This is a genomic window from Streptomyces sp. NBC_00647 (genome assembly GCF_045207245.1).
In the GTDB taxonomy this organism is placed as follows: Bacteria; Actinomycetota; Actinomycetes; order Streptomycetales; family Streptomycetaceae; genus Streptomyces.
This window is the reverse complement of the sequence record NZ_CP109040.1, coordinates 9,199,834-9,218,290: the sequence shown is the minus strand read 5'-3', so window position 1 is coordinate 9,218,290 and position 18,457 is coordinate 9,199,834. Positions and strand designations below refer to the sequence as shown.

Sequence of the window (18,457 nt, the reverse complement as noted above, 5' to 3'; positions counted from 1 at the left end):
CCCCTGCTCCCCTGCTCCTGCGAAGGACTCGTGTGCTCCCGCGAAGGAACTCGTGCCGCCTCCGGACTCAACACCCCGCCCGCGCGGTGAGTCCCGCGACCCCGGGCACACGGTCCCGGTAGGTCTCGTCGACGAACGCGAGGAACGTCTCGATGTCGGCGGGCTGGGACGAGACACCGACCGAGATGCGCACGGCGCCCGCGGAGGGCAGCCGAAGGAGGTCCAGGTAGTCCTCCAGGGAGCCCTGTCTGCTGCGGGCCGCCGAGCGGAGCCGGCGCAGCGGGAGGGAGAAGGCCGCCTCGCCCGCCCCCGGGTTGCAGAAGCAGCCGGTGCGCAGGGAGATGCCCCGCGCGGCGCTGTCCCGGGTGACGACGCGTTCGTCGATGACGCTGCCGTCCGCCGCGAGCAGGTTCAGCGCGACCGTGCCGCCGCGGGCCGCGCCGGCGGCGCCCTCGGGTCCGTACACCCGGACCATCGGTGAGCCGTCACCGTGTCGCAACGTGCGGAGTCCCGAGAGGAGATGACCCGTCAGGGCCGTGACATGGGCGTGCACCCGGTCCATGCCGATGCCGTCGATCCACCGCAGCCCGGCGGTCACGTCGGGCACGGACAGGAAGTTGACGGTGCCGTCCTCGAAGGCCGCCTCGTCCTCCGCGAGGACGTGCCACTGGGCCTGGGCGCCGGCCGCGTAGATGGTGCCGCCGGAGAACCAGGGCCGGCGGAGCTTGGCGAGTGCCTCCCGGCGGGCGATCAGGCTGCCGATGCCGGTGGGATGGCCGAAGACCTTGTACCAGCTGACGACGGTGAAGTCCGGGTGGAAGCGGGCCAGGTCGAGGGTGTTGGCCGGGACGAAGGCGGCCGCGTCCAGCAGGACGTCGTACCCCAACCGTTGTGCCCGTTCGATCCATTCCAGTGAGTGCTGGACTCCGGTGAAATTGCTCTGTGCCGGATAGGCGAGCAGTCCGCGCGAGCGGGTGTCGCCGCCCGCGCGGGCCCGGGCCCGTCCGCGCAGGGAGCCCCGTAAGCCCCCCTCCACCGGACCGCGGGCCCGCGGTCCGGTGCCCGGTATCCGGCCGCGTGCCGCGAGCGCGGCCCGCAGTCGCTTCTCGTCCATCTGGAGGCCGGTTCCGCCGACCGGTACATACGTCGTCCTGGCGCCGCGAGCCCGTGCGTATTCGCGCAGTCCGTTGACGGAGTTGTGATTGTCGAGCGACATCACGAGGCGGCTGCCGCGGGTGAACGGATAGGCCTCGCCGACCAGCCGCAGAGCGCCCGTCGCATTGGGGGTGAAGATCACCGCGTACTCGGCCGGGTCGGCGTTGAAGTGCCGCAGAACGGCTCGGCGGGCTTCCGCGAGCGGGACCCCGGACGCCCGCGAGGCCGGACTGTCGGAGTGCGGGTTGCCGAACAGTCCGCCCGTGATCCGCTCCGCGCTGCCCGTGACCAGGGAGCGCGGCGGCAGTCCGGCGCCCGTGTGGTCGAGATACGTGTGCCCGCCCTCGTCGAGATAGCCGAACTCGCGCGCCCGCAGCTCGGCGAAGCTCGTGGCCGCCAGTGCGGGGCCCGCTGTGTGCGTCTCGGTCCGTGCCTCTTCCATGCTGTCCCCCTCCGCCCGGCCGGACGTTCTCCCCTGCCACGGCCCGGCACTTCATGAAATTTCAACAAAGCTGTCCGTGCAGTCCGGTTCACCCCTGTGCCACGTCCGCGAACAGTGATTGGGTGAGCCCCGGCCATGCCATCCAACACGCAGGAGAGCTCCGCAGCCATGAGCAACCCGTACACCTACGAATACAAGGTCGTCACGTTCCGAGAGTCGCTGATCGGCGACGCGCTGGACAGCGACAAGCTGGAGAAGGTCCTGAACAAGCACGCCGAGGACGGGTGGGCTCTCAAGGCGATCACGTCCGCCGACGTCAAGGGCCGCATAGGCCCTGGCGCGGTGGAGGGGCTGCTGCTCACCCTGGAACGGCCGCGCCGATAGCGGTCGCGTGGTGCGCGCGGCGCCGAGGCGGGAGATGCTGTTGATGATGGGACAGCGGATCCGCAGGTGCTACTGATGCCGTCGGAGGCCTTCCGGCACGGAAGGCCTCACACGGCTGAGCTGATGTCCGGGGCCCGACCAGGTCCCCGCACCGCGCGACCGCTGCCGGCCAGTGAGGTCAGGACGGACGGCGATGAAGAGCGACGGAACACTCCACCCCGGTGTCGTCACCAGTCAGTCGGTGTTCGGTGCGCCGTGCTGGGTCAGCCTGACCACACGCGACCTGCGGACCGCCGAGGGCTTCTACACCGCGGTTCTCGGCTGGCAATGGGTCTCGGGCGCCAGGATGGGCGACCAGTACCGGATCGCCCGGGTCAACCGGGTTCCGGTCGCCGGAGTCGCCGAGGTCGACTTCGTGGCGAGAACGGCGGTCGCCTGGACCCCCTTCTTCGCCGTGGCCTCCGCGGACGAGGCGGTCTCCCGCAGCCAGGAGCGCGGCGGGACGACCGCGGTGGGACCGATCTCGCTGCCACCGGGCCGCGCCGCCCTGCTGGCGGACCGCGACGGCGCGGTCTTCGGTATCTGGGAGGGCGACCTGGTGGCCGGCTGGGAACGCTGGCGCAACGCGGCCCCCTCCTTCGTACGCCTGCACACGCGGGACGCCTTCGACGCCGCCATCTTCTACGGCGAGGTGCTGGGCTGGGCGTCCGCGGACCCCGACTCGTGCCAGGTCGACTACGAGGAGAACGAGGTCGTGCTGCGCAGCCGGGGCGACGTGGTGGCCCGGATCCACTCCGGCGCGGTGGGGGCAGCCCCCGATCCCACCGTCCGGCCGCACTGGCAGATCCACTTCGCGGTCGACGACGTGGAGGCCTGCGTCCGCGCGGCGCGCGTCCACGGCGGAACCGCCCATCAGCAGGGGATCGGCTCGATGGAGGCGGCCCTCACCGACCCCGACGGCGCACGCTTCACGGTGACCTCCCGGGCCGCCGGATGACCGCACGAACGGAGCGCCCGCGACCCGCCCGCGACCGCGTCTTCCGGCCCACGACGCGACGGATTACGCCGTTCGGGCTCCAATAGAGGATGACGGGATACCACCGGTACGACAGGCGCCGCCGACCCCCGCGGTCTCACGGCGACCCGATGGAGGTCCGCGATGCCCACTGCTCTCCGGCTCCTGCCCGCCCTCTCCCCCGAACACCGCGAACGGCTGATGAGCGTGGCCCGCGAGGTCTCCTTCCCCGCGGACGGGCCGATCTTCGAGGCGGGAGGTACCGCCGACCGCTTCTGGGTGGTCCGCTCCGGAACGGTCTCCCTGTACCAGCAGGTCATCGCCGGCCGGCGGATCACCGTCGCGCAGCTCGGGCCCGGTGACCTGCTCGGCTGGTCGTGGCTGTTCCGCCCGCACACCTGGGACTTCGGCGCCGAGGCCTTCAGCCCCGTGCGCGCCTACGAATTCGACGCCGCCGAGGTGCGGGGCCTGTTCGAACAGGATCCGACCCTGGAGCTGTCGCTGACCCGGACGGTCGGCGCCATCCTGGCCCACCGTCTCGAAACGACCCGGGCGGCGCTCATCGAGCACTACGCGCGCCATGGGGGCAGCAGCTGAGGGCACCCGGCCGGAAGCCGGCAGCAGGTCCCGCCTCAGCCCGTCCCGCCTCCGCCGGACGCGGCTGTTGTCGGACCCGGCTGGGACAGTGACCTCTTATGAACGACATCCTCGATTCCCCGGACGCCGCGGACGCCCCGGACTCCTTCGCGATCCTGCCCGGCGCGGTCCACTCGCCCGTGCTCCTGCACGTGCCGCACTCCTCACGGCAGGTTCCGGCGCCGGTCCGTGAGGGCATCCTCCTCGGCGACGCGGCGCTGGAGAGCGAGTTGGACCACATCACCGACGCGCACACGGCGGAGCTGGCCGCGGCCGTGGCCGAGGCGGCCGGGCTGACGCCGTGGCGATTCGTCAACCGGCTGTCCCGGCTGGTCGTCGATCCCGAGCGCTTTCCCGACGAGCGGGAGGAGATGCTGGCGGTCGGGATGGGCGCGGTCTACACCCGTACGACGCACCGCGCGCCGCTGCGGCCCGCGGACACGGACCCGCGGCCGCTGGCCGACCGCTACTTCCATCCCTACGCGCGGGCGATGACGGCCGCGGTCGCCGACCGGCTGGCCGTCACCGGGCGGGCCGTGATCATCGATGTCCACTCGTATCCGACGGCCCGGCTGCCGTACGAACTGCACGGTGACGGGCCGCGGCCGCCGATCTGCCTGGGGACCGATTCCTTCCACACGCCGCCGGAACTGGTCGCGCTGGCGGAGAAGGCGTTCGCCGGGCTCGGCGAGGTGGGGATCGACAGCCCGTTCGCGGGCGCGTACGTCCCCCTGCGGTACTACGAGCGGGAGCCTCAGGTCGGGGCACTGATGGTGGAGATCCGGCGGGACACGTACATGGCGGAGCCGGGAGGCCCGGTGGGCCCCGGATTCGCGCGTCTTGTCACGGCCCTGACCACGCTCGTCGACGCCCTGGGCGGGTAGACCCGGAGCGCGGCACATCCTAGGGTCGGCGGTAAGCAAACGCTCAGTCATCCGTTTCAGGGAGGGCCCGAGACCATGCCGGTCGTCGACGCGTGGATGCAGCACCCCACTCTCCGTCACTCCAACCACGAGATGTTCGCGTCACTGCGACGCTGGACCGGCATGAAGGAGCTGGAGGAGGAGATGCCGGTCGGGGTCACGGTGGCCGCGATGGCGGCGGCCGACGTGGACACCGGCCTGTCCTCCGCCTGGTACGGACCCCAGGGGGCTCTGATCAGCAACGACGAGGTCGCCGGATTCGTGGCGCGCTCCGAAGGCCGGCTGCGCGGGGTGGCGGGCGTCGACCTCACGCGCCCCGTCGCGGCGGTGCGGGAACTGCGGCGGGCCGTCGAGGAGTTGGACTTCGTGGCCCTGCGGATCGTGCCGTGGCTGTGGCAGCTGCCGCCCACCGACCGGCTCTACTACCCCCTGTACGCCGCCTGCGTCGAGCTCGGCATCCCCTTCTGCACCCAGGTCGGGCACACCGGACCGCTGCGTCCCTCCGAGACCGGCCGGCCCATTCCGTACATCGATCAGGTCTCGCTCGACTTCCCCGAACTGACCATCGTCTGCGGGCACATCGGCTACCCCTGGACCACGGAGATGATCGCGGTCGCCGACAAGCACGCGAACGTGTACATCGACACCAGCGCCTACACCGCCCGCCGCTATCCCCCGGAGCTGGTCGCGTATCTGCGCGGCCGGGGGCGGCGGAAGGTCCTCTTCGGCTCCAACTACCCGATGATCGAACCGAGTCGGGCGCTGGAGCACCTCGACGAGCTGGGCCTGGACGAGGAGGCCACCGCCCTGTTCCTGGCGGGCAACGCCCGGCGCGTCTTCCGCCTTCCCGATCATTCGTAGATGCTGGGGCCGGAACAGCGTTCGACCGTGAGGTGAGGGCAGCCCGGCCATGGCTTTTCAGATCAGCGCGACCAACCCGGAGCATCCCGCGCTCCTGCTCGAACTGCCGTGGCAGCTGCCTCTGGAGGAATGGCCGGAGCAGGTGCTCGTGCCGCTGCCGCGCGGCATCTCCCGGCACGTGGTGCGCTACGCGCGCGCCGGCGACGAGGTGGTGGCCGTCAAGGAACTCGCCGAGCGGCCCGCGGTGCGCGAGTACGAGCTGCTGCTCGGCCTGGACCGCCTCGGGATTCCCGCGGTCGACCCGCTGGCCGTGGTCACGGGCCGCACCGACCCGGCCGGGGAGCCGCTGGAGTCCGTGCTGATCACCCGGCACCTGGGAGGCTCACTGCCGTACCGGTCGATGTTCGAGACGACCATGCGGCCCGCCACCATGCACCGGCTCATGGACGCGCTGGCCGTCCTGCTGGTGCGGCTGCACCTGGCCGGCTTCGCCTGGGGCGACTGCTCGCTGTCCAACACGCTGTTCCGGCGCGACGCGGGAGCGTACGCCGCGTACCTCGTGGACGCCGAGACCGGCGATCTGCACCCGCAGCTCAGCACCGGTCAGCGGGAGTACGACCTCGATCTCGCCCGGGTGAACATCAGCGGCGAGCTGCTGGACCTGGAGGCGGCCGGCGCCCTGCACCCCTCGGTGGACCCGATCGAGTTCGGCCAGGAGATCTGCGCGCGCTACCGGGGCCTGTGGGAGGAGCTGACCCGCACCTCCGTCTACCCCGCGGGCAAGTACCACTACATCGACCGCCGCATACGCCGCCTCAACGACCTCGGCTTCGATGTCGCCGAGATGCAGATCGCGAGCTCCTCCAACGGCGACACCGTCACCTTCGTGCCCAAGGTCGTCGACGCGGGCCATCACCAGCGCCAGCTGCTGCGGCTGACCGGCCTCGACACCGAGGAGAACCAGGCGCGCCGCCTCCTGAACGACCTGGAGAGCTGGATGGCCACCCAGGACGACTACGCGCCCGGCGGCCCTCCGGGCTCCCGGCCCGGGTCGGGCGGAGAGCACCCCCGTGCCGCCCGGCCGGAGGTCCTCGCCCATCGCTGGGTGCGGGACGTGTTCCGGCCGACGGTCCGGGCGGTGCCCCAGGACCTGCGCGGATCGATGGACCCGGCCGAGCTCTACCACGAGCTCCTCGAACACCGCTGGTTCCTGTCCGAGCGCGCGCAGCACGACATCGGCCTGGAGACGGCCGTCGAGGACTACGTCACGAACATCCTCCCCAAGGTCCACGACCCCCTGCCGGTTCCCGCGGAAACACCGGAGCCGACCGGCGCGTACCCGGTTCCTGAGCAAAGGTGACCGATCGTACATACGATTGGCTGTGTACCTGCCCCGCGGCGCCTCGCGGCGTCCGCGCGGCCGGAACGCAACTGACCTGCTCGGGGTGGGAGAGGTATGACCCAGGCCGCCAGTCCGGCGCGGACCGTCATTCTGACCGTCGACGACGACCCCGGAGTGTCGCGCGCCGTCGCGCGTGACCTCAGGCGCCGCTACGGCGAGGCGCACCGGATCGTGCGCGCCGAGTCCGGGGAGACGGCGCTCGACGCCCTGCGCGAGCTGAAGCTGCGCGGTGACCAGGTGGCGGTGATCCTCGCCGACTACCGGATGCCGCAGATGAACGGCATCGAGTTCCTGGAGCAGGCCCTCGACGTGTACCCGGGCGCGCGCCGGGTGCTGCTGACCGCGTACGCGGACACCAACGCGGCGATCGACGCGATCAATGTGATCGACCTCGACCACTACCTGCTCAAGCCCTGGGACCCGCCGGAGGAGAAGCTCTATCCGGTCGTCGACGATCTCCTGGACGCGTGGCGGGCCAGCGACTACCGGCCCGTGGGGGCCTGCAAGGTGGTCGGGCACCGGTGGTCGGCGCGTTCGTCGGGCGTCAGGGAGTTCCTGGCCCGCAACCAGGTGCCCTACCGGTGGTACTCGTCCGACACCCCGGAGGGACAGCGCCTGCTGGCCGCCGCAGGGCAGGACGGGCAGCGGCTGCCGCTGGTGGTGACCCCGGACGGTACGCCGCTCGTCGAGCCCGCGGACCCCGACATCGCGGCGCACGTCGGGCTCGCCACGACGCCCACCTCCGAGTTCTACGACCTCGTTGTCATCGGCGGCGGTCCCGCCGGGCTCGGTGCCGCCGTGTACGGCGCGTCCGAGGGTCTGCGTACCGTGCTCGTGGAACGGTCCGCGACCGGCGGACAGGCGGGACAGAGTTCCCGGATCGAGAACTATCTCGGCTTCCCCGACGGCGTCTCCGGGGGGCAGCTCACCGACCGGGCGCGGCGGCAGGCGGCCAAGTTCGGCGCCGAGATCCTCACCGCCCGCGAGGTGACCGGGCTGGAGGTCACCGGGGCCTCGCGCACGATCCGTTTCTCGGACGGCTCCGCGATCTCCGCGCACGCGGTGATCCTCGCGACCGGTGTCTCGTACCGGCAGCTGAATGCGCCCGGGCTCGCCGAGCTGACGGGCTGCGGCGTCTTCTACGGCTCGGCGCTGACCGAGGCGGCGGCGTGCCAGGGCCATGATGTGTACATCGTGGGCGGGGCGAACTCGGCCGGTCAGGCCGCGATGTATCTGGCGCGGGGCGCGAAGTCCGTCACCATCCTGGTGCGCGGCTCCTCGCTGTCCGCCTCGATGTCGCACTATCTGATCGAGCAGATCGGCGAGGCGCCGAACATCTCGGTCCGCACCGGCACGGTTGTCGAGTCCGCGCACGGCAGCGACCACCTGGAGCAGCTGACCCTGCGAGATGTGGAGAGCGGCCACACCGAACTCGTCGACGCGCAGTGGATGTTCGTGTTCATCGGCGCGGCGCCGCTCACCGACTGGCTGGAGGGCACGGTGCTCCGGGACGGCCGCGGGTTCATCGTGGCGGGCCCGGACATGACGCCCGACGGTCAGCCGCCCCGGGGCTGGGAGCTGGACCGGCCTCCGTACCACCTGGAAACCAATGTGCCCGGCGTGTTCGTGGCCGGGGACGCGCGCGCCGAGTCGGCGAAGCGGGTCGCGTCCGCGGTCGGAGAGGGAGCCATGGCCGTCATGCTCGTCCACCGTTATCTGGAGCAGTCGTGAGCGGGCGGCCGGTGCCGTGCGACGCGGCGGAACTCAGCACGCTCTTCCTGTTCGAGAAGCTCGACGACGACCAGCTGGACCGGCTGTGCCAGGAGGGCCGGACGGAGGCGTTCGACCCGGGGCCCGTCTATACCGAGGGTGATCCGGCCACCTGCTTCTACGTGCTCCTCGAAGGCACGGTGGTGATGTCGCGCCGGGTCGGCGCCGACGACGTGGAAATCAGCCGCACCTCGAAGCGAGGGGTGTACGCGGGCGCGATGCAGGCGTATCTCAGCGGCCCGAACGACGCGCAGTACAAGGGTTCCATGCGGGTCACCGAGCCCTCACGGTTCTTCGTCCTGCCTGCGGCGACGTTCGCCGCCATCCTGCGGGACTGGTTCCCGATGGCCGTCCATCTGCTGGAGGGCATGTTCTTCGGCAGCCAGAACACCCAGCGGACCATCGGGCAGCGCGAACGGCTCCTGGCGCTCGGCTCGCTGTCCGCCGGGCTCACGCACGAGCTCAACAACCCGGCCGCGGCGGCCGTGCGGGCCACCTCCGCGCTGCGCGACCGGGTGGCCCACATGCGGCAGAAACTGGGCGTGATCGCGGCGGGACCCTATGCGCGCGACACCCTGGAGACGCTGGTCGAGATCCAGGAGCGGACCGCCGAACAGGTCGCCAAGGCCACGCCGCTGAGTCCGCTGGAGGCCTCCGACCGGGAGGACGCGCTCGCCGACTGGCTGGACGACCACGACATCGCGAACGGCTGGCAGCTGGCGCCGACGTTCGTGCAGGCGGGGCTCGACACCGACTGGCTGGACCAGGTCGCGGCGGCCGTGGACGGGCCGACCCTCGAGGGCGCCGTCCGGTGGCTGAACTACACGGTCGAGACCGAACTGCTCATGAACGAGATCGAGGACTCCACCACCCGCATCTCGCACCTCGTGGACGCGGCCAAGCAGTACTCGCAGCTCGACCGCGCGCCCTACCAGGTCGCCGACGTGCACGACCTGCTCGACAGCACCCTGATGATGCTCTCCGGAAAGATGGGCTCGGGCGTCAAGGCCGTCAAGGAGTACGACCGTACGCTGCCCCGGATCCCCGCCTATCCGAGCGAGCTGAACCAGGTGTGGACGAATCTCATCGACAACGCGGTCGCGGCGATGGACGGCGAGGGGACGCTGACGGTACGCACCGCGCTCGACGGCGACCATTGCCTCGTGGAGTTCCGCGACACGGGTTCCGGGGTGCCCGACGAGATCCGCGACCGGATCTTCGACCCGTTCTTCACCACCAAGGCGGTGGGCGAGGGCACCGGTCTCGGCCTGGACATCTCCTGGCGGATCGTCGTCAACAAGCACCACGGAAGCCTTCAGGTGCAGTCCGTGCCCGGCGACACCCGCTTCCAGGTACGCCTCCCCCTGACCGTCGCGGAAACCTCCGAGGAGCCGTCATGACCACGCCCAACGGTATCGACCCCTCCGTCCCGCCGAGCGGCACCGGCTGCACCGAGTGCGACGCTGCCGGCGGATGGTGGTTCCACCTGCGGCGCTGCGCCCAGTGCGGGCACGTCGGATGCTGCGACGACTCCCCGGCCAAGCACGCCACCGCCCACGCGCGGAACACCGGGCACCCGGTCATCCAGAGTTTCGAACCGGGCGAGAACTGGTTCTGGGACTACGACACCTCGGAGCTGTACGAGTCGGGTCCCGAGCTCGCTCCCCCGGTGAGTCATCCGCTGGACCAGCCCGCACCCGGTCCCGCGGGGCGTGTTCCGGCCAACTGGGCCGAGACACTGCGCTGAGGTTCCGGGATCAGAGCACCGTGCTGCCGTACATCTCGCCGAGCGGTTCGGCCAGCAGTTCGACGCGGGCGCCGTCGGGGTCGCGGAAGTAGATCGAGGTACCGCTCTCCTGCGCGTATTCGACCCCGGCGGCGTCGAGCCGTTCGCGCAGACCGCGCCAGGTGACGGGGTCGACCGAGATCGCGAGGTGGTGCAGACCTCCGAGGACCTCCGCGTAGGGGCCGAGGTCGAGACCGGGGAAGTCGAAGAAGGCCAGCAGGTTGCCGTTGCCGAGGTCGAAGAAGAAGTGGGTCGAGCCCTGGTAGTCCCGGTTCTCGATCATCTCGGTGAGGGGGAATCCCAGGACGCCCTGGTAGAACCGTACGGTCCGCTCCACGTCCGAGGACAGCAGCGCGACATGGTGCACACCGCGGGCCGTGCTCGCGGGCCTCTCCGGCTTCAGATGGGCGCCCCTGATCCGCTGACGCTCCGCTTCGATCGCTGTCAGGTCCATCGCACCCATCACGGTCTCCTCACCCAGAGAAGTGGCGACGCCGGCCGGTACCTCCCTGTTCGGTACCGGTGTTCTCAGTACTGAATACAACCACTTCACGTCGGCCGCTCCTATGTCCCGCCGCCGCACGGCGAACGCCGTCCGCCGTGCGGATCGCCCACGCCGGCCCGTCCGGATGCGCGGCGCGGCGCGAAGGACGATCCTGGAGACATGTCCGGACGGGCTCCTTTGGTTGTGCATCCGGCCCTGGATACCAGTGGCCGCCAGGTGACCGCGCGGGGTGAGAACCTCGGCGTGGCGTTCTCGGACGAGGATCTGATGGAGTTCCTCGGCCGGGCAGGTCTGCCGGACGCGGAGGATCTGCTGGACGATCCGGCATGGGTGAAGTGGCGCGGAGGCCAGGCGCACTTCTACGGAACCGGATAACGGGCGGGGACCGCCCGGAACGCGCCGGGTGTCGGGCGGAGACCGCTCGGGTGCCCGGTCGTCGCGTTGCTCCGAACGGGGGGCACGTTCACTCGACCCGGTGGGCGGTCGTGGGGGCGCGTTGCACCGGCGCGGACGCACCCGTTGCTCCGGCATGGACAGCACTCACAAAGCGTTGCGACACGTTCCCGCTCGTGCTGGTGCGGGTGCCGGTGCCCGCCCGAGCGGGAACGCCGGCACGGTGACGGGCATCGGCACCGGCAGGCCCTACGCCGATCCCGTCGCCCGTCAGGGCGGCCAGCCCGGCGCCCATCCGCCGATCTACGCCCAGCTCGTCGCGGAGTGGCGGGCCGAGGGCCGTGGAGTGCCGGAACCCCGCGAGGTGCTGTGGGCCACCTTCGCGGCCCCCGTTCCGGAGGCGGAGAGCGACGGATCCGTTCCCGCGGTTCCCGTACCCCGGGGCCTGACCGGCTGGTGAGCGCTACTCCGCGGCCCCGGGCGCCAGGACGGCCAGGGTGCCGTTGGCCTGGCGCAGCGCCAGCTCGAGGGAGAGGGCGGGGTGCAGGGCCCCCGTCCCGTCCGGCGGGATGATCCACTCCAGCGGTCCCGCGGAGCGGTAGGGCGGCGGTACGGCGATCCAGGAGCCCTTGCCGAGGTGGCGGAGCCCCGACCCCACCCACCGGCTGGCCGGGTCGGGGGGCAGGAAGAAGCCGACACGGTGGGCCGCGCAGTCGACCAGGGTGGGCCCCGGCACCTGGATCGGCTCGGACCACAGGATGTCCAGGGCCAGCAGGCCGAGTTGCTCGGGCACGCTCAGCACGTCCCAGTAGCGCCCGGCCTCCAGGAGCACACCGCCGCTCCCCTGGTCCCACTCCCGTTTGCACGCCCTCGGATTCGTGGCCGCCGCCGCGAGCCACTCCACACTCTGCATCCACATCGCGTTGCTCATGGATCACCCCGGGGATCTTCCCTTCCGCTCGACAGGCGCGGAAGGAGGCATGGGCCGAGGGCCCGCGTTGTCCATCAGGCCCTCGGCATATGCATGCTGGTAGATATCTCTACGTGGCGGAAGGGGTGGCGCGGTATGGCGTTTCCCGATGGCCTGTTCACGACGGTTGTGATGGTGCGTGGAGGGATGCCAGGGAGAGGGCCTGGAGCGGGGTCGTGTGCCAGCGCGCCGTGAACGTACGGTCGGGAAGGGAGCAGGTCACGGTCATGCGGTGCGGGGTCTCCAGGAAGAGCAGGTCGACGCGCAGGGTCCCCGGGCCGGTCCAGCCCCCGCTCACCGCCGTGGGTGTCGGGCCGGGATCGACGGTCCAGCCGGTTCCGCCGAGTCGCAGCTCGAACCGCCGGTCGCCCTCGACCAGGGTGACGAGCGGGCCCTTGTCGCCCTCGGTCACGACCACTTCCGTCAGCGAGCGCTGGGCCGCGCAGACGCCGCCGTCCGGCACGAAGACCGCGTCCGACCAGGCGTCCACGGGCTCGGGGGGCTGGGGACTCCCCTCGACCGGCGGCAGGGCGAGCCGGGCGAGCCGTCGCCGCAGCGCACCGTCCGCCTCGCCCCCGGCGGGCAGCGGCGCCGTACCGAACGCGGGCAGCAGATGCCGCCACATCAGGTCCAGCAGTTCCTGCATCCGGTCCGTCGCCGCGGTCGTCGCGATCACCGCGTCGTGCTCGGGCAGCACGACGCAGAACTGCCCGTACGCCCCGTCGCCGCGGTAGCCGTGCCGCGCCCGCCAGAACTGGAGCCCGTAGCCCTGCTGCCAGTCCGACCGGGCCCCCTCCGGAGTGCCGTCCGCGTTGGCGACGTGCGCGCGGGACGCCTCCGCGATCCACGAGGCCGGCAGGAGCCGCCGCCCCTCCCAGACGCCTTCGCGCAGATACAGCTGCCCGAGCCGGGCGATCGCGTCGGTCGCGGCGTGGAGCCCGCTGAAGCCGATCTCCCGGCCGGCCCGGTTCCGCGTCCAGGCGGTCTCCCCGATACCCAGGGGATCGAACAGCCTGGGCCGCAGATACGCGGTCAGCGACAGACCGGTCACCCGCTGGACGATGGTGGCGAGGGTGTAGGTGGCGGACTGGTTGTACGCGAACACGGTGCCGGGGTCGCGGTCCGGCGGAATCAGCAGGAAGCCGCGTACGGCCTCCTTCCGGTCGAGCCCGACCGCGTCGGCCCAGGTGTCGGTGAGGTGGCCGCTGGCCATCGCCGCGACATGCCGGACGAGCATGGCGCGGCTGCGCGGATCGGTGATGTCGGCCTCGAATTCGGGGAAGTACGAGATCACCGGGTCGTCCAGGTCCAACAGGCCCTCGGCCACGGCGAATCCGGCCGCCGTGGACGTGAAGCTCTTGCTGAGCGAGTAGAGCAGCTGGATGCGCTCGGGCGTGTACGGCGCCCACCAGCCGGAGGCGACGAGGTGCCCGTGGCGCATGATCATCAGGCTGTGCGGTTCGATGTCCGGGGCGGCCTCGACGGCGTCGAGGAACGCGGCGATGCCCGAGGCGTCGACCCCCTGCTCGGCGGGCGGGCTGACAGGTAGCGGACGGGCACTCATACGGCAACCTCCGGGTGGCGCGGCGGTGAGCGGCGACTGGACACAGCGATCAAGGACATTGCTTGCATGCGGCATCTTTCCCGGACGCCTCCTCCCTGTCCATGGCCGGTGACGACAGCGGGCTGCCCGCGTTACCCGTTCCCGCTCCGGCGTCAACTCCCTTGCCCGGAAGGCGCCATGACGCTCATCGATGGTTTATTGCCATGGTCCCGGGGTGTTGTCCCCGGCCTCCCCCATGCCCGTTCACCGCGTCCCCCTCGTCATCGTCGGCGCGGGACCGGCCGGTCTGACCCTCGGGAACATCCTGCGAGCGGCATCCGTGGACTGCGTGGTCCTGGAGGCCGAGAGCCGGGAGTTCATCGAACAGCGGCCCCGGGCCGGTTTCATCGAGGTGTGGGCGGTACGGGGGCCCTGCACCGGCGGGGGCTGGCCGACCGGCTCATCGAGCGCGCGCAGCCGCACGGCGAGTGTGAGTTCCGGGTCGCCGGCGAGCAGCGCCGCCTCCGGTACGGCGAACTGACCGGCGACCGCCACTTCGTCTATCCGCAGCCGCTGTTGGTGACGGATCTGGTGCGGGAGTACACCGAAGCGCGCGCCGGCGACATCCGGTTCGGCGTCCGGGACGTGGAACTGAGGCGAATCGACGGCGACCGGCCGTCCGTGCGGTACACCGACGCGGTGACAGGGCAACGGCGGCGCCTGGACTGCGCGTTCGTGGCCGGCTGCGACGGTGCCCGCGGAGTCACACGCACCCATCTGCCCCCGGAGCGCGCCTCGTGGGCCCGGTTCGACTACGGCGTCGGCTGGCTGGCACTGCTGGCCGAGGCCCCGCCGTCCTGCGACTGCGTCGTCTTCGGTGTCGGCTCCCGTGGATTCGCCGCCCATATGGCCCGCAGCCCCGAGGTCACCCGCTACTACCTGGAGGTGACGCCCGGCGAGGACCCGCGGAACTGGCCGCACGAGCGCGTGTGGACCGAACTCCGCAGCCGCCTGGCGGCCTCGGGCGCCCCTGAGCTCAGTGAGGGACGTCTGATCGAGAAGCGCGTCCTCGACATGCACAGCTACGTCGTAGAGCCGATGACGTACGGGCGGCTGTTCCTGGCCGGCGACTCGGCCCATCTGGTCGCGCCGATCGCCGCGAAGGGCATGAATCTGGCGCTGCACGACGCGATGCTCCTGGCGGACGCGCTCGTCGCCCACTGCACAAGGGGCGACGACAGCGGGCTGCGCGGGTATGCGGCGGCCTGTCTGCGGCGGGTGTGGGCTTACCAGGAATTCTCCCGGTGGTTCGCGGAGTTGCTGCACGGGCCGTCGTCGGGCGACCCCTTCCGGGCGGGCGCCGCGAGTGCGCGGCTCCGCAGGATCCTGGACTCTCCGGCCGCGGCCGCAGCCTTCGCGGACTCCTGCACCGGCAAGGAAACTGTGCGGTGAATCAGCAGGAGACACGGGCCTGAACTGTTCGTACGAGTGCGCGACAACGGCGCGGCCGGGCGGAAGCAGATATTTCAGTCCCCCTCTCGTTGAACACTCTTCGTCACGCCGTGCGTACTTCCGGGAAAGGTGAGGCCGGGTACGCAGCGAGGGATGACGATGGTGAAGGCGCAAGACTCCGCGGGCGAGTTGATCGCCGGGAGGTACCGGCTGCTCGAAGTCGTCCTGCGGGAAGAGGGCCGGGCCTGCTGGCACGGCGAGGACATCGCCTTCGGACGGCCGGTCGTACTGACCTGGACACGCCTCGCGGAGCACCGGGGCGAGGGGACGCGGGAACCCGCCGCCGACCGGATCATGCGGGCGGCCGAGATCCTCGGCCCGGCCTGTCCCGGCCGGGTGGCCGCGGTACTCGACGTGGTCGAGGAGCCCGGCTTCGTGTGGACCGTCACGGAGCGGCCCCCGGGCGCCCCGCTGACCGAGCTCCTCGGGCGCGAGCCGCTCGATCACGTGCGGGCGGCCCGCATCGGGCTCGGCGTCCTCGATGTCCTCACCGCCGCCCATCTCGAGGGAGTCCACCACGGCGAACTCGGCCCGAGCCAGGTGTGGTCCGACGAGCACGGCACGGTCACGGTGACCGGGTTCGGAGTGACGGCGGCCACGGACTCGACGCGCGTCACCTCTCCCTCGTACGCCTCCCCGGAGCAGGCCCGTGGTGAGGGCGGCGCACCCGCGGCGGACTTCTGGGCGCTGGGCGCGATGATGTACGCGCTCGTCGAGGGACGGCCGGCCGTTCAGGACCGGGGGCAGATGGACGCCACGCTCCGGGCGGTGGACCGGCTGCCGGTCAGGCCCCCGGTGAGCGCCGGCCCGCTGGCGCCCGCCATTCAGGGCCTGCTGCGCTGGGACCCCGTGGAGCGGGTGCCCGAGGCCGTCGTACGCGAGGCGCTGACACGCATCCTCCGGCAGAACCTCGAAGAGACCACACCGCCCGAGGAGCCGCCCGCGTTCCCCGGTCCCGGCGGGGACCTTCGCGAGGGGGACAGGGACGCGGGGCGGACGGGGCACACTCGGCGAGGCCGGTTCGCCGGTCGGCCGGTCGTGCTGGGCGGGGTGCTCGCCGTCACGGTCGTCGCCCTCGCGGTGCTCGCCGCGGTGGGCGGACTGCCGGGCGGTGACGACACATCCGCGTCCGGCTCGGCGCCGTCAGGGACGGCCGCCGCCACACCGTCCGCGCCCTCCGCGCCTTCCACCGGTTCCGGCGCGCGCCCCGGCGGGACGCCCTCGGCGTCCGCCACGCCGTCCCCCTCCGCCACCGCGGGCTCGACGGTACCGGCCGGCTTCTCCCTCTACCGGGCACCCCAGGGCTTCGCCGTCGCCCTCCCGCAGGGCTGGAAACCCCTGGAGACGCAGTCGTCCGACGACCTCGCCTACCGGGTGACCTTCGGCGCGAGCGGTGATCCGCGCACGCTGGCCGTCACCTACAGCACCCAGCTTGGTCCGGACCCCGTCGCCGTCTGGAGCGAGCTGGAGCCCTCCCTGCGCGCCGTCTCCACCGGCTACGAACGGGTGGGCGACATCCGGCCGGTGACCTATCGCGGCCGGAAGGGCGCCGACATGGAGTGGTACTCCGTGTCCCAGGGAGACCAGGTGCGCACCTTCGGCCGCGGCTTCCTCATCGGCGGCAGCCGGGGATTCTCCCTGCGCTGGACGACCCCGGCCGACGACTGGGACACCAAGCCCAACAGGCAGGCACTGAACGTCTTTCTCAAGACCTTCGATCCGAAGGTCGATTGACCCTGTGTCAGCGTCGGCTCATCGGAACTCCTCCGTGGATACCCCGGCCTTCAGGCCGGGGTGGGGGTACCTCCCGCTTGCGGGGGAGAAACGGACTCCTGCGGAGCAGGGCAGCGGGCCGGGATTCGCCGTCAGGGCGGATCCCAGTGCCCCGACCGGCAGGTTCGATCCTTCGCTGACGTGGACGCCAATTTGTGAGCTATGCCCACTCACGTGAAGCGGGCGTTCAAGTACCGCTTCCATCCCACCGATGCGCAGGCCGCCGAGCTGTCGCGCACGTTCGGATGCGTGCGGAAGGTCTACAACCTGGCGCTGGCCGCGCGTACGCAGGCGTGGACGCGGCAGGAGCGGGTGAACTACAACCAGACCTCGGCGATGCTGACGGTCTGGAAGAAGACCGGGGAACTGCCCTACCTGAACGAGGTGTCGTCGGTTCCGTTGCAGCAGGCTTTGCGGCATCTGCAGGTGGCGTTTACCAACTTCTTCGGCAAGCGGGCGAAGTACCCGCGGTTCAAGTCCCGGAAGAAGTCGCGGAAGTCCGCCGAGTACACCACCAGCGCGTTCCGTTTCCGGGACGGCCGGCTGACGCTCGCGAAGATGCGCGAGCCCCTGGACATCGTCTGGACCCGGCCCCTTCCGGAGGGCGTGAGCCCGTCGACGGTGACCGTGTCCCAGGATCCGGCCGGACGCTGGTTCGTCTCGATGCTGTGCGACGATCCGTCCGTCCAGCCCCTGCCCGCCACGGACACGGCGGTCGGTATCGACGTCGGCCTGAACCATCTGCTGACCCTGTCGACCGGAGAGAAGATCACCAACCCGAGGCACGAGCGCCGCGACCGTGCCGCCCTCGCCAAAGCGCAGCGCCGACTGTCGAAGAAGGCCAGGGGCGACGGCGCGAACCGGGCCAAGGCCCGCCGCAAAGTCGCGAAGATCCATGCCCGGATCGCCGACCGCCGCCGTGACACCCTGCACAAGCTGACCACCCGACTCGTGCGTGAGAACCAAACGCTCGTGATCGAGGACCTGAGTATCCGCAACATGGTCAGGAACCGGAGCCTGGCCCGAGCCGTCTCGGACGCGGCATGGGCGGACTTCCGGAGCCTGCTGGAGTACAAAGCCCAGTGGTACGGACGTGAGGTGATCGCCGTCGACCGGTGGTTGCCCTCCTCCAAGCTGTGCTCCGCCTGCGGCACCCTCCGGGAGCGGATGCCGTTGAACGTCCGTACCTGGGCGTGTGACTGCGGCACGACCCATGACCGGGACGTGAACGCGGCGAAGAACCTGCTGGCCGCCGGACTGGCGGTGACAGCCTGTGGAGCTGGTGCAAGACCTCAACGGAGCACTCCGGGCAAGCAGTCGGCGACGAAGCAGGAAACCCCACGGCGCGAGCCGTAGGAATCCCCCTCCTTCAGGAGGGGGAGGAAGT

General features: G+C 71.2%; 17 protein-coding genes and 1 pseudogene. 14 read left to right on the top strand and 4 right to left on the bottom strand.

Annotated features, from left to right (window positions below; genetic code table 11):
* Positions 1-67: 67 nt before the first annotated feature.
* Positions 68-1,597 carry an aminotransferase class V-fold PLP-dependent enzyme gene (locus tag OG788_RS40495; protein WP_406375912.1) on the bottom strand — a complete coding sequence of 510 codons (1,530 nt, stop codon included), beginning with the start codon at positions 1,595-1,597 and terminating at the stop codon, positions 68-70.
* A gap of 168 nt (positions 1,598-1,765) precedes the next feature.
* Here OG788_RS40495 and OG788_RS40490 point away from each other — a divergent pair, with 168 nt between their 5' ends.
* The 9 genes from OG788_RS40490 to OG788_RS40450 all read left to right on the top strand — a co-directional run bounded on the left by OG788_RS40490 (position 1,766) and on the right by OG788_RS40450 (position 10,335).
* Positions 1,766-1,981, top strand: a complete 216-nt coding sequence (locus OG788_RS40490) for a DUF4177 domain-containing protein (protein WP_266764490.1) — start codon at positions 1,766-1,768, stop codon at positions 1,979-1,981.
* Between the two features lie 193 nt (positions 1,982-2,174).
* Positions 2,175-2,978, top strand: a complete 804-nt coding sequence (locus OG788_RS40485) for a VOC family protein (protein ID WP_406375911.1) — start codon at positions 2,175-2,177, stop codon at positions 2,976-2,978.
* Positions 2,979-3,140: 162 nt separating this feature from the next.
* Positions 3,141-3,593, top strand: a complete 453-nt coding sequence (locus OG788_RS40480; RefSeq protein ID WP_351550171.1) for a cyclic nucleotide-binding domain-containing protein — start codon at positions 3,141-3,143, stop codon at positions 3,591-3,593.
* Between the two features lie 98 nt (positions 3,594-3,691).
* Positions 3,692-4,516: an N-formylglutamate amidohydrolase gene (locus tag OG788_RS40475; protein WP_406375910.1), complete on the top strand. Its 825-nt coding sequence runs from the start codon at positions 3,692-3,694 to the stop codon at positions 4,514-4,516.
* Positions 4,517-4,591: 75 nt separating this feature from the next.
* Entirely contained in the window at positions 4,592-5,416 is an 825-nt protein-coding gene (locus OG788_RS40470; RefSeq protein ID WP_406375909.1) for an amidohydrolase family protein, read from the top strand.
* Positions 5,417-5,465: 49 nt separating this feature from the next.
* Positions 5,466-6,776, top strand: a complete 1,311-nt coding sequence (locus tag OG788_RS40465; protein WP_406375908.1) for a DUF4032 domain-containing protein — start codon at positions 5,466-5,468, stop codon at positions 6,774-6,776.
* 96 nt (positions 6,777-6,872) lie between these two features.
* A complete protein-coding gene (locus OG788_RS40460) occupies positions 6,873-8,549 on the top strand; it encodes an FAD-dependent oxidoreductase (RefSeq protein WP_406375907.1) in 1,677 nt (558 codons plus the stop codon).
* On the top strand, positions 8,546-9,988 hold the full coding sequence (locus tag OG788_RS40455) for an ATP-binding protein (protein WP_406375906.1): 1,443 nt from the start codon (positions 8,546-8,548) through the stop codon (positions 9,986-9,988). Before OG788_RS40460 ends, OG788_RS40455 begins: the two co-directional genes overlap by 4 nt.
* The gene (locus tag OG788_RS40450; protein WP_351550187.1) at positions 9,985-10,335 is read left to right on the top strand and encodes a UBP-type zinc finger domain-containing protein; all 351 of its coding nucleotides are present in this window, start codon (positions 9,985-9,987) and stop codon (positions 10,333-10,335) included. The genes OG788_RS40455 and OG788_RS40450 overlap by 4 nt, the downstream gene beginning before the upstream one ends.
* Before the next feature lie 10 nt (positions 10,336-10,345).
* On the opposite strand, the gene OG788_RS40445 is transcribed toward OG788_RS40450, so the two are convergent.
* Positions 10,346-10,837, bottom strand: coding sequence for a VOC family protein (locus tag OG788_RS40445; protein ID WP_351550190.1), 492 nt, complete (start codon positions 10,835-10,837; stop codon positions 10,346-10,348).
* Between the two features lie 201 nt (positions 10,838-11,038).
* On the opposite strand from OG788_RS40445, the gene OG788_RS40440 reads away from it, so the two are divergent.
* Both OG788_RS40440 and OG788_RS40435 read left to right on the top strand, forming a co-directional pair.
* A complete protein-coding gene (locus tag OG788_RS40440) occupies positions 11,039-11,254 on the top strand; it encodes a hypothetical protein (RefSeq protein WP_266764480.1) in 216 nt (71 codons plus the stop codon).
* Between the two features lie 241 nt (positions 11,255-11,495).
* A complete protein-coding gene (locus OG788_RS40435) occupies positions 11,496-11,732 on the top strand; it encodes a hypothetical protein (RefSeq protein WP_406375905.1) in 237 nt (78 codons plus the stop codon).
* 3 nt (positions 11,733-11,735) lie between these two features.
* On the opposite strand, the gene OG788_RS40430 is transcribed toward OG788_RS40435, so the two are convergent.
* Both OG788_RS40430 and OG788_RS40425 read right to left on the bottom strand, forming a co-directional pair.
* Positions 11,736-12,203 (bottom strand): hypothetical protein, encoded by a 468-nt coding sequence (locus OG788_RS40430; protein WP_406375904.1) that lies wholly within the window; start codon positions 12,201-12,203, stop codon positions 11,736-11,738.
* A 157-nt stretch (positions 12,204-12,360) separates the two neighbouring features.
* The gene (locus OG788_RS40425; RefSeq protein ID WP_406375903.1) at positions 12,361-13,806 is read right to left on the bottom strand and encodes a serine hydrolase domain-containing protein; all 1,446 of its coding nucleotides are present in this window, start codon (positions 13,804-13,806) and stop codon (positions 12,361-12,363) included.
* A gap of 235 nt (positions 13,807-14,041) precedes the next feature.
* Between OG788_RS40425 and OG788_RS40420 the strand changes: the two are divergent.
* The 3 genes and pseudogenes from OG788_RS40420 to OG788_RS40410 all read left to right on the top strand — a co-directional run bounded on the left by OG788_RS40420 (position 14,042) and on the right by OG788_RS40410 (position 18,426).
* Positions 14,042-15,237 (top strand): annotated as a pseudogene (locus OG788_RS40420) (4-hydroxybenzoate 3-monooxygenase).
* 153 nt (positions 15,238-15,390) lie between these two features.
* On the top strand, positions 15,391-17,031 hold the full coding sequence (locus OG788_RS40415; RefSeq protein WP_406375902.1) for a serine/threonine protein kinase: 1,641 nt from the start codon (positions 15,391-15,393) through the stop codon (positions 17,029-17,031).
* Positions 17,032-17,232: 201 nt separating this feature from the next.
* Complete coding sequence (locus OG788_RS40410; protein ID WP_406375901.1) at positions 17,233-18,426, top strand: RNA-guided endonuclease InsQ/TnpB family protein; 1,194 nt, start codon at positions 17,233-17,235, stop codon at positions 18,424-18,426.
* Positions 18,427-18,457 lie beyond the last annotated feature (31 nt).

Bases quoted from the DNA above. Each gene is read 5' to 3' on its own strand.
- OG788_RS40495 (WP_406375912.1), bottom strand. From the start codon at position 1,597: ATGGAAGAGGCACGGACCGAGACGCACACAGCGGGCCCCGCACTGGCG.
- OG788_RS40490 (WP_266764490.1), top strand. From the start codon at position 1,766: ATGAGCAACCCGTACACCTACGAATACAAGGTCGTCACGTTCCGAGAG.
- OG788_RS40485 (WP_406375911.1), top strand. From the start codon at position 2,175: ATGAAGAGCGACGGAACACTCCACCCCGGTGTCGTCACCAGTCAGTCG.
- OG788_RS40480 (WP_351550171.1), top strand. From the start codon at position 3,141: ATGCCCACTGCTCTCCGGCTCCTGCCCGCCCTCTCCCCCGAACACCGC.
- OG788_RS40475 (WP_406375910.1), top strand. From the start codon at position 3,692: ATGAACGACATCCTCGATTCCCCGGACGCCGCGGACGCCCCGGACTCC.
- OG788_RS40470 (WP_406375909.1), top strand. From the start codon at position 4,592: ATGCCGGTCGTCGACGCGTGGATGCAGCACCCCACTCTCCGTCACTCC.
- OG788_RS40465 (WP_406375908.1), top strand. From the start codon at position 5,466: ATGGCTTTTCAGATCAGCGCGACCAACCCGGAGCATCCCGCGCTCCTG.
- OG788_RS40460 (WP_406375907.1), top strand. From the start codon at position 6,873: ATGACCCAGGCCGCCAGTCCGGCGCGGACCGTCATTCTGACCGTCGAC.
- OG788_RS40450 (WP_351550187.1), top strand. From the start codon at position 9,985: ATGACCACGCCCAACGGTATCGACCCCTCCGTCCCGCCGAGCGGCACC.
- OG788_RS40445 (WP_351550190.1), bottom strand. From the start codon at position 10,837: ATGGGTGCGATGGACCTGACAGCGATCGAAGCGGAGCGTCAGCGGATC.
- OG788_RS40440 (WP_266764480.1), top strand. From the start codon at position 11,039: ATGTCCGGACGGGCTCCTTTGGTTGTGCATCCGGCCCTGGATACCAGT.
- OG788_RS40430 (WP_406375904.1), bottom strand. From the start codon at position 12,203: ATGAGCAACGCGATGTGGATGCAGAGTGTGGAGTGGCTCGCGGCGGCG.
- OG788_RS40425 (WP_406375903.1), bottom strand. From the start codon at position 13,806: ATGAGTGCCCGTCCGCTACCTGTCAGCCCGCCCGCCGAGCAGGGGGTC.
- OG788_RS40415 (WP_406375902.1), top strand. From the start codon at position 15,391: ATGACGATGGTGAAGGCGCAAGACTCCGCGGGCGAGTTGATCGCCGGG.
- OG788_RS40410 (WP_406375901.1), top strand. From the start codon at position 17,233: ATGCCCACTCACGTGAAGCGGGCGTTCAAGTACCGCTTCCATCCCACC.